Consider the following 13,224-nt stretch of genomic DNA (forward strand, 5'->3'; position numbering starts at 1 on the left):
CGCCAAACCTATCCTCATGCGCTACCTGCTTCATCGGCACGCACGATCAAGATGGCCTGCCGTACTCACGCGAAAGCGCCGAGTATTGGCCGAAGGCAGACCAGACCGAAGCCGCCTTGGTTCATGGGCGCTGGACTCAACGGCGGGAGCCGTAATAACAACCAAGGAGATTACTCATGGCCGAGACCAAACGCCCAGACTTCGCCGCTTACGTGGAACGTGACAGCGACGGGGACAAGAAAGCCAACTGGCGAGAAATAGGCGCTGCGTTCGCCCATAAAGACGGGAAGGGTTTCGACCTCCTCCTAGACGCCGTGCCTGTTTCTGGTCGTGTGGTTTTGAGGACCATCGAGGATAAAGCCGAGTGAGCGACTAGACGTGCTGCCCGTGACCTTCTGGCGCAATTTGGCGGGCAACACTGGCCAGCCATTGCCCGCGCACACGAATACGAAATGATGAGACGTGACGGCGACGCGACAGATTGGCGGGCCGTCTCAAGCTGGATAGCCACGAAGCATCTTCCGACTCTCACTTAGCTGGCGCAAATGTGACCTGCAACCCGCCATCCGTACCAAGGCAATAGAGAAGAATCCGCGCAACCGACAGGAAGCGCGATGCGCAAGAGCAGATTCACAGATGAGCAAGTCATCGGGTTCATCAAGCAGGCCGACGCGGGCATGAGCGTGGCGGACCTGTGCCGCCGAGAGGGGTTCAGCTCGGCAACCTTCTACAAGTGGCGAGCCAGGTTCGGCGGCATGGAGCCCAGCGACGCCAAGCGGCTGCGCGAGCTGGAAGCCGAGAACAACCGACTCAAGAAGCTGCTGGCCGAGGCGGTACTGGACAACGAGGCGCTGAAGGTGGCCTTCGGCGTAAAGCGCTGAGCCCACCGGCGAAGCGACGCGCGGTGGGCACGATGTTGGAAACGACCTTGATCAGTGAGCGGCGCGCCTGCGCGCTGGTGGGCCTGTCGCGCGACAGCTGGCGGCACCCGCCCCAGCGTGCGCAGCACGACCAGGCGACGAGCCAGCGCATCGTCGAGCTGGCGCATGAGCGGCGGCGCTTCGGCTACCGGCGCATCGCCGACTTGCTGCGCGCCACGGGCACCAAGATCAACGACAAGCGCGTGTACCGGCTCTACAAGCTGGCCGACCTGTCGGTGCGCAAGCGCCGCGGCAAGCAGCGCCTGAAGCTCGAACGCGTGCCGCTGCACGAGTGCCAGACGATCAACGAGGTGTGGAGCATGGACTTCGTCAGCGACAGCCTGGCCAGTGGGCGGCGCATCAAGTGCCTGACCGTCACCGACGACTTCAGCCACGAGTGCGTGGACATCGCCGTGGACCACGGCATCGGCGGCGAGTACGTCGCGCGCGTGCTGGACCAGGTGGCGCGATTCCGGGGCTACCCGCAGGCCGTGAGGACCGACCAGGGGCCGGAGTTCACCAGCCGCGCCTTCATGGCCTGGGCGCAGGCCAAGGGCGTGCGCCATATCCTCAACCAGCCGGGTAAGCCCACACAGAATGCCTACATCGAGAGCTTCAACGGCAAGTTCCGCGACGAGTGCCTGAACGAGCACTGGTTCCAGAGCTTGAAGCAGGCGCGCGTCGAGATCGCGCGCTGGCGGACCGACTACAACGAGGTGCGACCGCACAGCAGTTGCGGGCGGATGCCGCCAGCGACGTTCGCGGCGCAGCATCGACAGACAACCGGCGGCGCCGTGCCGGCGCCGCAGAAAACCCAGGAGTAATCTCCTTCAACCAAGCGGATTCCTCACAAAGCTTGGTACGGGTACTGGGGGCAGGTCAGGCCGAGGAGAAGTGCGTCGCCGAAGGCTTCGGCCTGCCGCGCCGGGCCGTCATGTACAACGATTTCGTGCTCATCGGTCCGAAGGCCGACCCGGCGGGCCTGAAGGGCGGCGACATCGTGGCCGCGCTGGCCAAGCTGGCGGCGGCCAAGGCGCCGTTCATCTCGCGCGGCGACAAGAGCGGCACCCATGCCGCCGAGCTGCGCTACTGGAAGGCCGCCAATGTGGACATCGCTGCTGCCAAGCCGGCGGGCTACCAGGAATGCGGCTGCGGCATGGGCCCGGCGCTGAACATGGCCAGTTCCACCAACGCCTATGTGCTGGCCGACCGCGGCACCTGGCTGAGCTTCAGGAACCGCGGTGAACTGGCGGTGCTGGTGGAAGGCGACAAGCGGCTGTTCAACCAATACGGCGTGATCGTGGTCAACCCGGCGAAGCACCCGCATGTGAAGCAGGCGCTGGCGCAGGCCTTTGCCGACTGGGTGCTGTCCAGCGCCGGGCAGGCCAGCATCGCGGCCTACAGGATCGGCGGCGAGCAGCTGTTTTTCCCGAACGCGCAGCGCTGAGGCCGCCGCACGCCGCGGCCTAGCGCGCCGTTGCTACAGCCGGTCGATGATCTCGCTGCCGATGGTGGCTTCCAGCGTCAGCACCGAGGCCAGCGCAGCCGAGGCGGCGTCGGAAGAATCGGTGATGGCCATGGCCAAGTCGGCAGCCAGGCCGCAGGCGGTGTCCACGTACTTCAGCCATTCGGGGATGCCGTCCTTCATGCCGTCCAGGGCCTTCTGGAACAGCTTGCCGCGCTCGTGCGCCACCTCCACCCGTTCGTTCACCGCAATGGTGGCCTGCAGCAGCTTGTCCAGCGCCTTCTCGGACTTTTCCAGCGCCAGGGCCGCCTTGCCCACCTTGTCCGCCGGGAGCGTGGCCTTGGCGGTCTTCAGCGCCTTGGCCAGCTTTTCCTGCTCGTCCATGGCGTCGTAGATGGTCACCGACAGCTTCTTGGATTCCTTTTCCAGCTTGCTGATGTTGATGTTGTGCAGGTCAATGTGAGACTGGCAGTTCTTCAGGCTGGGCGTTTCCAGGCCGACGGCCTTTGACAGCAGGTTCAGCCCCACTTCCTTGACGCCCTGCGCGATCTTGCCGCTGGTCTTGGCCTTGGCCACTTCCTCCTTCATGATCTTGCGCAGCACCGCCAGCTCACCCTGGATCAGCAGCGCCATCTTGTCGGCGGTGCTGGCCAGCTTCAGCCCTTCCTGCACGATGCCCACCGAGGTGCGCACCACGCCGATGATGCCCACCGGCGACAGCGCGCCGGCCGTGGCTACCGACAGCACGATGCCGCCGGTCATGGTGATGGCGTTCAAGGCGATCTTTCCGACGGACTTGATGCGGAACGCCAGCAGTTCGCTCTTGCCCTTGCGGTAGGCCTCGATCACCTCCACGGCCTCGTCGGCCATGGCGTCGCTGGCCTTCTGGAAGTCGGCCTCCAGCGTGGACTGCAGGTCGCGGGCGAAGGCCGCGGCGGCGGCCTTGTTGAATTTGGCGGCCTTGGCCTCGGCGGCGACGATCTTCTTCATCGCGTCGCCCATGGCCTTGCGCGCCTTGTCGCCCGCGGCCTGCTGCAGCTTGGCCAGGGTGGACGGGTTCTTGGCGATGTCCTTGTACAGGGCATCGTCCATTTCGATCACCACCTGCAGCAGCATCACCTTCGGCAGCGTGACGAACTGCAGTTCGCCGCGCATCTGCGTTTCCAGGTACTTGGCAGCGTCGTACTCGACGGCCGTCCACTTCTTCGTTCCCAACGTGTCGTCTCCTTGCTGGCGCCTTTGTTGACGCGCGCGCCAGTATCCACCCCGACGGTGGCTGTTGCCGTGCAAGAAGTTGCGGTGTGCAGGTTCAGCCCAAGGTCAGCTCGCTTCATCACTCAGATCGTCGCGGGCCCGGCCAGCGTATGCAAGCACGACAGTGGGTGACTAATGCTGTCCCTTGCAAAAAAGAAAGCCCCCGTCGCCGGGGGCTTTTCTATGCGGAACCGAGCCGCCTCTCCCCGCGCCCCAGGCCGCCCGGCCCATAGACCGTCACCTCCCCCGGCAGCAGCACGCTGACGGCGCGTTCGACGGCGGCGTGGGCGCGGCTCAGGGCTTCGCGCTGGGCCAGGATGCGGCCGCGGTCGCGCAGCAGGCGTTCGCGCAGTTCGGGGGGCAGGGGGTGGGGCGCGTCGTGGCGCAGGCTGTCCAGCGCGGCGGGCAGGGCTTGCTGCAGGGCGCGGCTGGCTTCCAGCAGGGTGCCGCTGTCGCGTTGGCGCAGGGCCTGGCCGAGGCTGTCCAGATGGTGTTCGAGCGCGCCCAGGGCGCGCTCGAAGGCCTGGGTGTTGCCGGCGGGGGCGGCTGGCGGGGTGTCGGCGGGCTGCGGTTTCATCGGCGGGCCGGGGTTCAGCCGCCGCTGGCGACGCGGCTGGGGCCGCCGCCGAGCACGTCGATGGCGTTGGCGATGAGCTTGTCGGCAATGGCGCCGGCATCGACGCGGTAGCTGCCGTCGGCGATGGCCTGGCGCAGGGCGGCGACCTTCTCGGCGTCGAAGTCGCCGTCGGTTCCGCTGAGCATCTGGGCGGCGGCCGAGATTTCGACCCGGGTGCCTTCACCGGCCGGGCTGGCGGCGGCGGCGCTGCGCAGTTCGGTCGGGGCTGGGTCCAGCTTGACGCGGGCCGCGGCCTGGCTGTCCTGCGGGCTGAGGTTGGGGGCTTGCACCGGCGCGGTGGGCGCCGGGGGCGGGGTGGACGCGCCGATCTTCATGGCTGGCTCCCGAGTTCAAGGCCGGCCGAGGCCGGCCGGTGGGGGGCAATGGGCCGGCAGGGGCCCGTGCGGAGGTGCGACATGGTGGAGCTTTCGGACGGCTGCGTCCAAGCTTGAGCGGAATTTGCGGCACCCCCGCACGCGCAGGGGCGGACCGGGCAGGACGGGGGAGGGGGGCGGCGAGATTTCACAAGCGCAGTTCCACCTGGCCTTCGCCGACGGCGATGCCCTGGACGATGCGGCCGTTGTCGATGCGCACGCGCACGGGCTGGCCGTCGAGCCCGGCGCCCAGGGCCTGGCCGCGGCCTTCGATGGTGAAGCCGCGGCCCACGGCCGTCACTTGCACCGGGCTGCCGGCGCTGAACCACTGGCGCTGGCGCAGGTCGCCGGCGCGCAGGGGCTGGCCGGGCGGCAGGCTGCGCATCAGCACGCGGCCTTCGGCTTCGGCCGGGTTGACCAGGGCGGGCGAGGGCAGGGCGGCCAGGTCGACTTCGTCGGTCTGAAGGTCGTCGGCGCTCAGCTTGCGGCCGGCGGCCAGGGCCTGGCGCGGCACCAGGGCCGGGCCCCAGATGCGCACGGTGACGGGCAAGTAGACCTGCCAGCGCACGGGGCCCTGCACGCAGCGCAGGGCGACGCGGGTGCTGCCCCAGGCGCGGTAGCCCGGGGGCAGGCTGGCCTGCACCTCGGCACAGGGGGCCAGGCGCAGGCGGCCGGGCAGCTCGCCGGCTTCCACGTCGAAGCGGCGGCCCTCGGCCTGGGCTTCGGCGGCCTGCTGCACAAGCTGCAGGGCCTGGGCGCGGGCGGGGGCCAGGGGATCGGCGGTGGGCGGCTCGGCCTGGCTGGCGCCGGCCGCAGCCAGCAGCGCCCCGGCCAGCAGGGCGCGGCCCGGCGCGGGGCGGGTGCGCCGGGGCGGGCTTGGCATCGGGGCGTGCGGCAAGGCGCACGAAGGCAGGCTCATGCGGCGCACTGTAGGCCGGGCTGGCGGGCCCCCGGGGCGGGAAATGCGGGGTGCCGGCCCTGCTATTCCCGGGCATGGCCGGCCGGGCGCTTTCCACAATCGACGCACACCCCTTACCGGGTCTGCGCCCCCCGACGCAGCCCCCTGCCTTGCGAGCCCGCGATGCTGAACCGCCTGACCGACACGCTGAACTTCCAGGCCCAGGCGCTGAGCCTGCGCGCCGAGCGCCAGCGCATCCTGGCCAGCAACATCGCCAATGCCGACACGCCGGGCTACCAGGCCCGCGAGATGGATTTCGCCGCCGCGCTCCGCGAAGCCACCGGCCATGCCAACCCGGCCGCCCGCCCGGCGCCGGCCCAGGCCGCGCCGCGCGCGGGGCACCTGCCGCTGCAGCCCGGCGAGGCCGGCCCCACCGCACTGCGCTATGCCACGCCCAGCCAGACCAGCCTGGACGACAACAGCGTGGACATGGACCGCGAGCGCGCCAGCTTCGCCGACAACGCCGTGCACTACGAGGCCACGCTGCGTTTCCTCAACGGCAGCGTGAAGACGCTGACCAGCGCGATCACCGGCCAGTGAGCCCAGGAGCCCCGCGATGAGCATGCTCGATATCTTCCAGGTCAGCGGCAGCGCCATCAGCGCGCAGAGCCAGCGCCTGAACACCGTGGCCTCCAACCTGGCCAATGCCGACACGGTCGCCGGCCCCGATGGCCAGGCCTACCGGGCGCGGCAAGTGGTCTTCCAGACGCTGCCGATGGCGGGCGCGGGCTCGGCCGGCGTGCAGGTCTCGACGGTGCGCGAGGACAGCAGTCCCGGCCGCCGCGTGCACGACCCCGGCCACCCGCAGGCCGATGGCGAGGGCTATGTCACCTACAGCAACGTCAACAGCGTGGAGGAGATGGTCAACATGATCTCGGCCTCGCGCTCCTACCAGAACAACGTCGAGGTGATGAACACCGCGAAGTCGCTGCTGCTCAAGACGCTGCAGATGGGCCAGTGAGCCCGCGCCGCGCCACATCCCCCTTCACCCTGTCCGGCCCGATGCCATGAGCCCTGCGATCACTTCCGCCACCTCTGCCGCCACCGCGGCCGCCAGCAGCGCCACGGCCACCTCGGCGGCCGATGCCTCCGAGCGCTTCCTGAAGCTGCTCGTCGCGCAGATGAAGAACCAGGACCCGCTGAGCCCGATGGACAACGCGCAGGTCACCAGCCAGATGGCGCAGATCAGCACCGTCACCGGCATCGAGCAGCTCAACAGCACGGTGCAGTCGCTGAGCGGCCAGTTCGGCCAGCTTCGGGCCCTGCAGGGCGCGCAACTGGTGGGTCATCAGGTGCTGCTGGACGGCAACCGCCTGGCGCCCGACAGCAGCGGCAAGGCCAGCGCCGGCGTCGAGCTGGCCGGCCCGGCCGACAGCGTGCGCGTGGAGGTGCTGGGCCCCAGCGGCAAGGTGGTCGACACCCTCGACCTGGGCGCGCAGTCCGCCGGCCGCCACGGCTTCAGTTGGACGCCGACCGAGGCCCAGGCCGCCGCCGCCGGCACGGCGGGCTTCAGCTTCCGCGTGACGGCCCAGTCCGGCGCGTCCAAGGTTGCCGCGACCCCGCTGAACACCGACACCGTGCAGGCCGTGGCCACCGAAGGCAATGCGCTGATGCTCGAACTGGCCAGCGGCCGCCGCGTCGACGCGAGCACCGTCAAGGCCCTGTCCTGATCCCCCCCGCCCCCGAGGAAACCGACCATGAGCTTCCAGCAAGGCCTGTCCGGCCTGAACGCCTCCAGCAAGAACCTGGAGGTCATCGGCAACAACGTGGCCAATGCCAGCACCGTCGGCTTCAAGGGCTCGCGGGCCGAGTTCGCCGACCTGTATGCGGGCGCGCTCAACCGCGTTGGCAACGGCCAGATCGGCATCGGCGTGAACCTGCAGGCCGTGGCCCAGCAGTTCACCCAGGGCAACATCACCCTGACCGAGAACCCCCTGGACCTCGCGATCAACGGCAGCGGCTTTTTCCAGCTCGGCATGCTCAATGGCGCGGGCACCGGCACCACGCCGCCCACCTTCGGCGGCGAGACCTACTTCAGCCGCAACGGCCAGTTCAAGCTCGACCGCTTCGGCCAGGTCGTCAACAACGAAGGCATGGCCCTGCTCGGCCGGCCGCTGGATGCGAACGGCCTCGTCAGCGCCACCCTCGGCCCGGTGACCCTGCCGACCCAGGGCCTGGCGGCGGCGGCCACCACCACGCTGTCGCTGGAAATGAACCTCGACGCCCGCGCCACCGTGGCCGTCAACAGCAACCTACCGCTGAACCCGACCGATGCCGCCAGCTACAACCACTCGACGCCGATCACCGTCTACGACGGCACCGGCGAGCCGGTGGAGATGACGCTCTACTTCCGCCGCATCGCCGGCGGCGCGGCCAATGCGGCGACCACCCCGCCGACCCCGGCCACCGACCGCTGGCAGGTGTTCGCCGCGGCAGAGGGCACGGCATCGGTGGCCACGCCGGCTGGCGTCCTGGCCTTCGACGCGGGCAGCGGCAGCCCCTGGCCGGCCGGCCCGGCCAGCTTCAATCTGGGCGCGCTGACGGCCACCTCGGCCGCGGGCGATCCCATCACCCTCTCGCCGATCACGCTGTCGGTCAACGGCACCGGCTATGCCGCCGCCTCGGCCACCACCCAGCAGACGCAGAACGGCCACACCTACGCCGGCCTCAGCAGCGTGAGCGTGGAGGACGACGGCACCGTGCGCGCGCGCTTCTCCAACGGCCAGTACCAGGATGTCTTCCGCCTGGAGCTGGCGACCTTCCGCAACCCGCAGGGCCTGGAGCCGCAGGGCAACAACCGCTGGGCGCAGACCCTGGCCTCGGGCGAGCGCATCGTCAATGCGCCGGGCCTGGGCAACCTGGGCAATCTGCAATCGGGCGCGGTCGAGGACAGCAACGTCGACCTGACCGGCGAGCTGGTCAACATGATCACCGCGCAGCGCGTCTACCAGGCCAATGCGCAGACGATCAAGACGCAGGACTCGGTGCTCCAGACCCTGGTCAACCTGCGTTGACGACCCCCCGAAGCCCTGAAGCCCGGAGCCCGCCATGGACCGCATGATCTACCTTTCGATGTCGGGCGCGAAGGCGACCATGCAGCGCCAGGACCTGCTCTCGAACAACCTGGCCAATGCCTCGACGACCGGCTTCCGGGCCGAGCTTCAGGCCTTCCGCGCCGTGCCGGTGCGCGGCGATGGCGCCACCACCCGCGCCTACGCGCTGGAAACCACCACCGGCTACGACCCCGCGCCCGGCCCCATCACCGCCACCGGCCGGCCGCTGGACGTGGCCCTGCAAGGCCAGGCCTGGCTGGCCCTGCAAGCGCCCGATGGCAGCGAGGCCTACACCCGCGCCGGCGCGCTGACGGTGGATGCCCAGGGTCAGTTGATGAGCCTGGGCGGCCTGCCGGTGCTGGGCGAGGGCGGACCGATCAATGTGCCCCCGGGGGCCGAGCCCAGCATCGCGCCCGATGGCACGGTCAGCGCACGGCAGGCCAATGGCGGCTTCATCCCGGTCGGCCGGCTCAAGCTGGTCACGCCCGAGGCGCCGCTCCAGCGCGGCGCGGACAGCCTGTTCCGCAGCGCCGACGGCAACCCGCTCGATGCCGACCCGGCCGCGCGCCTGCAGGACGGCGCGCTGGAGGGCTCGAACGTCAGCGCCATCGGCACGATGGTCGCCATGATCGCCGCGGCCCGGCAGTTCGAGCAGCAGCTCAAGCTGCTCGGCCAGGCCGAGCGCAACGAGGACAACGCGGCCAAGCTGCTGTCCGTCGACCGCTGAGGCAGCGCCGGGAGAAGCGGCCCGCCGCGGCCCTTCTTCCGCCGATGCCCGGCCCGCCGCCCGCGCGACCATGGCCGGGCACGAAGGAGAAGGCCATGATGCGCGCCCTGTGGATTTCCAAGACCGGGATGGAGGCCCAGCAGACCCAGCTGGATCACATCTCGAACAACCTCGCCAACAGCGCGACGAACGGCTACAAGCGTTCGCACGCCGTCTTCGAGGACTTGATGTACCAGAACCTGCGCCAGGCCGGCGCCAACAGCTCGGAGCAGACCCAGCTTCCGACCGGCCTGCAAGTGGGCCTGGGCACCCGGGCGGTGGCCACCTCGCGGCAGTTCACGCAGGGCAACTTGCAGCAGACCGGCAACAGCCTGGACGTGGCCATCAAGGGCGCGGGCTTCTTCCCCATCCAGCGGCCGGACGGCACCACGGCCTACAGCCGCGACGGCGCCTTCCAGCTCAATGCCCAGGGCCAGATCGTCACCAGCAATGGCGAGCTGCTCGGCGACGGCATCAGCGTGCCGCCCGAGGCCCAGGGCGTGACCATCGGCAGCGACGGCATCGTCACCGCCCGCATGCCCGGCCAGGCGGCGCCGCAGCAGGTGGGGCAGATCCAGCTTGCGAACTTCCAGAACCCTGCCGGCCTGGAGCCGCTGGGCCAGAACCTGTACGCCGAGACGGCCGCCTCCGGCGCGCCCAACACCGACGCACCCGGCGCCAACGGCCTGGGCAGCCTGACCCAGGGCTTCGTCGAGACCAGCAATGTCAATGTGGTCGAAGAGCTGGTGACCATGATCCAGACCCAGCGCGCCTACGAGCTGAACTCCAAGGCCATCCAGACGGCCGACCAGATGCTCCAGCGTCTGGGCCAGATCTGAGGTCGGCGATGCGCTGGGCCTTCTTCACCGGCCGCGCCGCCCGCCTGGCCCCGGCCGCCCTGGCCCTGGCCGGGCTGGCCGGCTGCGCCAGCCTCTCGCCCCGGGTGGAGGTGGCCGACACCGCCCCGGTGCGGCCCGGCCCGCCGGCCGCGCCGGCAGCCGCGCCCGGCCCGGCGGCGGCTGCGCCGGCCAGCGGCTCGCTCTATGCCGCCGCGGGCTACCGGCCGCTCTTCGAGGACCACCGCGCCCGCCATGTCGGCGACACGCTGCAAGTGCGCATCGTCGAGAAGATCACCGCCAGCGCCAGCTCCAGCAGCGCCATCGAGAAGGGCGGCGAGGTCTCGGCCGGCGTCAGCGCCGTGCCCCTGCTGCCGCCCAGCCTGCTCAGCCGCAGCTCGGCGGCGGGCAATTCGAGCAACAGCTCCTCGGGCAGCGGCACCACGCAGAGCACCAACGATTTCACCGGCACCCTGACGGTCAGCGTGGTCGAGGTGCTGCCCAACGGCCACCTCGTCGTCAGCGGCGAGAAGCAGATCGGCGTGAACGATGCCGTCGATGTGCTGCGCTTCTCGGGCCAGGTCGATCCGCGCAGCATCCAGCCGGGCAACAGCGTGGCCTCCACCGCCATCGCCAATGTGCGGCTGGAGCACCGCGGCCGCGGTGCCGCCGCCGACGCCCAGGTGATTGGCTGGCTGGCGCGCTTCTTTTTGAGCGTTCTTCCGATCTAAAGATTTCCAGAATGGTGTCGAAGGGGGAGGGGAGCGTCTCCGCCCCCGCGGACCGACACCGCCATGAACGCCACCCTGCCCAAGCCCCTGACCCGCCTGTTCCGGCTGCCCCGCGCGGCCGAGCAGCCGGCTGCGCCCCGTGCGGACCGGCCCTTCGAGGCAGAGGACGAGGCCGAGCTGCGCATCGAGCCCCTCGGCCCCCTGCTGCGCTTTGCCCTGGCCCTGTGCGTGCTGGTGGCCAGCGCCGCGCTGTGGTGGCCGGTGCCGGCCCAGGCCGCGCGGCTCAAGGAGATTGCCGCGGTGCAGGGCGTGCGCAGCAATGCGCTGGTCGGCTACGGCCTGGTGGTGGGCCTGGATGGCACCGGCGACCAGACCACCCAGACGCCCTTCACCAGCCAGAGCCTGCAAACCATGTTGCAGCAGCTCGGCGTGACGGTGCCGGCCGGCACCAATATGCAGGTGCGCAATGTGGCGGCGGTGATGGTCACCGCCAGTCTGCCGCCCTTCGCCCAGCCCGGCCAGGCGCTGGATGTGACCGTGGCCTCGCTCGGCAATGCCAAGAGCCTGCGCGGCGGCAGCCTCATCACCACGCCGCTCAAGGGCCCGGACGGTCAGGTCTATGCCCTGGCCCAAGGCAACTTGGTGATCGGCGGCGCAGGCGCCTCGGCCGGCGGCTCCAAGGTGCAGATCAACACCCTGAATGCCGGCCGCATCCCGGCCGGCGCCGTGGTCGAGCGGGCGGTGCCGACGCCCTTGAACCAGGGCGACAGCTTGCAGCTCGACCTGAACAGCGCCGATTACTCGACCGCCCGCGCGGTGGTCGAGGCCATCAACCGCCGCGCCGGCCAACCGCTGGCTCAGGCCCTGGATGGCCGCACGGTGCGGGTGGCCATGCCGGCCGACCCCGGCGCCCGCGTGGCCCTGCTGGCCGACATCGAGAACCTGCCGATCGCCCGCGAGACGCCGGCCGCCAAGGTGGTGATCAATGCCCGCACCGGTTCCATCGTGGTGAACCAGGCCGTCACGCTGAATGCCTGCGCCGTGGCCCACGGCGCGCTGAGCGTGACGATCAGCACCCAGCCCGTCGTCAGCCAGCCCAATGCCTTCGGCGGCGGGCAGACGGTGCAGGCCGAGAAATCCGATATCACCGTGGCGCAGGCCGGCGGCTCGCTGATCCAGTTGCCGGCGGGCGTGCAGCTCACCGAGGTGGTCCAGGCGCTCAACAGCCTGGGCGCGACGCCGCAGGAGCTGCTGGCCATCCTGCAGGCCATCCAGGCCGCCGGCGCGCTGAATGCCGAGCTGGAGGTGATCTGATGGCCGCCCTGCCCAGCAGCCTGCCCGGCGCCCAGCTTCAGGCCCTGCGCGGCCAGGCCGCCCGCGATCCGCAGGCCGCGGTGCAGGCCGCGGCGCGGCAGTTCGAATCGCTCCTCATGCAGGAGCTGATGAAGAGCATGCGCGCCGCCACGCCCAGCAGCGGCCTGATGGACAACGGCGGCACCCAGCTCGGCACCGAGATGCTCGACCAGCAGTTCGCCCAGCAGCTCAGCGGCCTGCGCGGCGGCCTGGCCGACCAGATCGCCCGGCAACTGGCCCGGCAGCAGGGCGGGGCGGGGGCGGGGGCAGATGCGGCCAAGGCCGAAGCCGCCGCGCCCCTGGCCGCCAGCCCGGCGGCGGCCCGCGAGCTGCCGCGCCGGCCGGGCAGCCTGTCGCGCGAGGCCCTGTCGCCCACCGCCCTGCGCGGCGCCGGCGCGCCGCAGCAGTTCGTGGCCCAGCACCGCGCGGCGGCCGAGGCGGCCTCGCGCGCGACCGGCATCCCGGCCGATTTCATCCTGGCCCAGGCCGCGCATGAGTCCGGCTGGGGCCGGCGCGAGATCCGCATGGCCGACGGCTCCAGCTCGCACAACGTCTTCGGCATCAAGGCCGGGCCGGGCTGGACGGGCAAGACCGCCACCGTCACCACCACCGAATACATCAACGGCGTGCCGCGCAAGGTCAAGCAGACCTTCCGCGCCTACGACAGCCATGCCGAGGCCTACACCGACCATGCCCGCCTGCTCAGCCGCAGCCCGCGCTATGCCGCCGTGGTGGCCGAGGGCGGCAGCGCGCAGGGCTTTGCGCAGAACCTGCAGAAGGCCGGCTATGCCACCGACCCGGACTACGCCGCCAAGCTCGGCCGCGTCATTGAAACCACCTTGCGCGTCGCACGCAGCCTCAAAGGCTGAGCCCGGCGCCCCATCCTGAAGAGGTCTCC

At 70.4% G+C, this 13,224-nt stretch carries 15 protein-coding genes and 1 pseudogene; 12 read left to right on the forward strand and 4 right to left on the reverse strand.

Going from position 1 to position 13,224, the window contains the following annotated elements; all coding sequences use genetic code 11:
- Positions 1–176 precede the first annotated feature (176 nt).
- The 3 genes and pseudogenes from JI742_RS06370 to JI742_RS06380 form a co-directional block, all read left to right on the forward strand.
- The gene (locus JI742_RS06370; RefSeq protein ID WP_201824841.1) at positions 177–368 is read left to right on the forward strand and encodes a hypothetical protein; all 192 of its coding nucleotides are present in this window, start codon (positions 177–179) and stop codon (positions 366–368) included.
- Between the two features lie 246 nt (positions 369–614).
- Positions 615–1,744 (forward strand): IS3 family transposase gene (locus JI742_RS06375; protein ID WP_201824843.1). Its coding sequence is split into 2 segments (ribosomal slippage): positions 615–876 and positions 876–1,744, totalling 1,131 coding nucleotides; the frame shifts between segments, so codons are not numbered across the junction.
- A gap of 59 nt (positions 1,745–1,803) precedes the next feature.
- Positions 1,804–2,367 (forward strand): annotated as a pseudogene (locus JI742_RS06380) (ABC transporter substrate-binding protein); the annotation flags it as partial.
- A 33-nt stretch (positions 2,368–2,400) separates the two neighbouring features.
- Here JI742_RS06380 and JI742_RS06385 read toward each other — a convergent pair.
- The 4 genes from JI742_RS06385 to flgA form a co-directional block, all read right to left on the reverse strand.
- A complete protein-coding gene (locus JI742_RS06385) occupies positions 2,401–3,600 on the reverse strand; it encodes a hypothetical protein (protein WP_201824845.1) in 1,200 nt (399 codons plus the stop codon).
- Between the two features lie 220 nt (positions 3,601–3,820).
- Positions 3,821–4,216 carry a hypothetical protein gene (locus JI742_RS06390; protein ID WP_201824847.1) on the reverse strand — a complete coding sequence of 132 codons (396 nt, stop codon included), beginning with the start codon at positions 4,214–4,216 and terminating at the stop codon, positions 3,821–3,823.
- A gap of 14 nt (positions 4,217–4,230) precedes the next feature.
- Positions 4,231–4,590 (reverse strand): flagellar biosynthesis anti-sigma factor FlgM, encoded by a 360-nt coding sequence (gene flgM, locus JI742_RS06395; protein ID WP_201824849.1) that lies wholly within the window; start codon positions 4,588–4,590, stop codon positions 4,231–4,233.
- A 187-nt stretch (positions 4,591–4,777) separates the two neighbouring features.
- On the reverse strand, positions 4,778–5,512 hold the full coding sequence (gene flgA, locus JI742_RS06400) for a flagellar basal body P-ring formation chaperone FlgA (protein WP_201824851.1): 735 nt from the start codon (positions 5,510–5,512) through the stop codon (positions 4,778–4,780).
- Between the two features lie 198 nt (positions 5,513–5,710).
- Between flgA and flgB the strand changes: the two genes are divergently transcribed.
- From flgB to flgJ, 9 genes are all read left to right on the forward strand, one after another.
- Positions 5,711–6,127, forward strand: a complete 417-nt coding sequence (gene flgB, locus JI742_RS06405; RefSeq protein WP_201824853.1) for a flagellar basal body rod protein FlgB — start codon at positions 5,711–5,713, stop codon at positions 6,125–6,127.
- A gap of 16 nt (positions 6,128–6,143) precedes the next feature.
- Positions 6,144–6,548 carry a flagellar basal body rod protein FlgC gene (gene flgC, locus JI742_RS06410; RefSeq protein WP_201824854.1) on the forward strand — a complete coding sequence of 135 codons (405 nt, stop codon included), beginning with the start codon at positions 6,144–6,146 and terminating at the stop codon, positions 6,546–6,548.
- Positions 6,549–6,594: 46 nt separating this feature from the next.
- On the forward strand, positions 6,595–7,257 hold the full coding sequence (locus JI742_RS06415) for a flagellar hook assembly protein FlgD (protein WP_201824855.1): 663 nt from the start codon (positions 6,595–6,597) through the stop codon (positions 7,255–7,257).
- A gap of 27 nt (positions 7,258–7,284) precedes the next feature.
- On the forward strand, positions 7,285–8,601 hold the full coding sequence (gene flgE, locus JI742_RS06420) for a flagellar hook protein FlgE (protein WP_201824856.1): 1,317 nt from the start codon (positions 7,285–7,287) through the stop codon (positions 8,599–8,601).
- A 34-nt stretch (positions 8,602–8,635) separates the two neighbouring features.
- Positions 8,636–9,367, forward strand: a complete 732-nt coding sequence (gene flgF / locus JI742_RS06425) for a flagellar basal-body rod protein FlgF (protein WP_201824857.1) — start codon at positions 8,636–8,638, stop codon at positions 9,365–9,367.
- 95 nt (positions 9,368–9,462) lie between these two features.
- Positions 9,463–10,245 carry a flagellar basal-body rod protein FlgG gene (gene flgG, locus JI742_RS06430; protein ID WP_201824859.1) on the forward strand — a complete coding sequence of 261 codons (783 nt, stop codon included), beginning with the start codon at positions 9,463–9,465 and terminating at the stop codon, positions 10,243–10,245.
- A gap of 8 nt (positions 10,246–10,253) precedes the next feature.
- Positions 10,254–10,973: a flagellar basal body L-ring protein FlgH gene (locus JI742_RS06435; protein ID WP_201824860.1), complete on the forward strand. Its 720-nt coding sequence runs from the start codon at positions 10,254–10,256 to the stop codon at positions 10,971–10,973.
- Positions 10,974–11,036: 63 nt separating this feature from the next.
- Entirely contained in the window at positions 11,037–12,287 is a 1,251-nt protein-coding gene (locus JI742_RS06440) for a flagellar basal body P-ring protein FlgI (protein ID WP_286184078.1), read from the forward strand.
- A complete protein-coding gene (gene flgJ, locus JI742_RS06445) occupies positions 12,287–13,195 on the forward strand; it encodes a flagellar assembly peptidoglycan hydrolase FlgJ (RefSeq protein WP_201824862.1) in 909 nt (302 codons plus the stop codon). The genes JI742_RS06440 and flgJ overlap by 1 nt, the downstream gene beginning before the upstream one ends.
- Positions 13,196–13,224 lie beyond the last annotated feature (29 nt).

The sequence above is a fragment of the Piscinibacter lacus genome (genome assembly GCF_016735685.1).
GTDB classification, from domain to species: Bacteria; Pseudomonadota; Gammaproteobacteria; order Burkholderiales; family Burkholderiaceae_C; genus Aquariibacter; species Aquariibacter lacus.

What these genes read in the sequence shown, in the direction of transcription:
- flgB (WP_201824853.1), top strand. Translation starts at nt 5,711, where the DNA reads ATGCTGAACCGCCTGACCGACACGCTGAACTTCCAGGCCCAGGCGCTG.
- flgM (WP_201824849.1), bottom strand. Translation starts at nt 4,590, where the DNA reads ATGAAGATCGGCGCGTCCACCCCGCCCCCGGCGCCCACCGCGCCGGTG.
- JI742_RS06440 (WP_286184078.1), top strand. Translation starts at nt 11,037, where the DNA reads ATGAACGCCACCCTGCCCAAGCCCCTGACCCGCCTGTTCCGGCTGCCC.
- flgE (WP_201824856.1), top strand. Translation starts at nt 7,285, where the DNA reads ATGAGCTTCCAGCAAGGCCTGTCCGGCCTGAACGCCTCCAGCAAGAAC.
- flgC (WP_201824854.1), top strand. Translation starts at nt 6,144, where the DNA reads ATGAGCATGCTCGATATCTTCCAGGTCAGCGGCAGCGCCATCAGCGCG.
- flgA (WP_201824851.1), bottom strand. Translation starts at nt 5,512, where the DNA reads ATGCCAAGCCCGCCCCGGCGCACCCGCCCCGCGCCGGGCCGCGCCCTG.
- JI742_RS06370 (WP_201824841.1), top strand. Translation starts at nt 177, where the DNA reads ATGGCCGAGACCAAACGCCCAGACTTCGCCGCTTACGTGGAACGTGAC.
- JI742_RS06390 (WP_201824847.1), bottom strand. Translation starts at nt 4,216, where the DNA reads ATGAAACCGCAGCCCGCCGACACCCCGCCAGCCGCCCCCGCCGGCAAC.
- JI742_RS06415 (WP_201824855.1), top strand. Translation starts at nt 6,595, where the DNA reads ATGAGCCCTGCGATCACTTCCGCCACCTCTGCCGCCACCGCGGCCGCC.
- flgF (WP_201824857.1), top strand. Translation starts at nt 8,636, where the DNA reads ATGGACCGCATGATCTACCTTTCGATGTCGGGCGCGAAGGCGACCATG.
- JI742_RS06435 (WP_201824860.1), top strand. Translation starts at nt 10,254, where the DNA reads ATGCGCTGGGCCTTCTTCACCGGCCGCGCCGCCCGCCTGGCCCCGGCC.
- flgJ (WP_201824862.1), top strand. Translation starts at nt 12,287, where the DNA reads ATGGCCGCCCTGCCCAGCAGCCTGCCCGGCGCCCAGCTTCAGGCCCTG.
- flgG (WP_201824859.1), top strand. Translation starts at nt 9,463, where the DNA reads ATGATGCGCGCCCTGTGGATTTCCAAGACCGGGATGGAGGCCCAGCAG.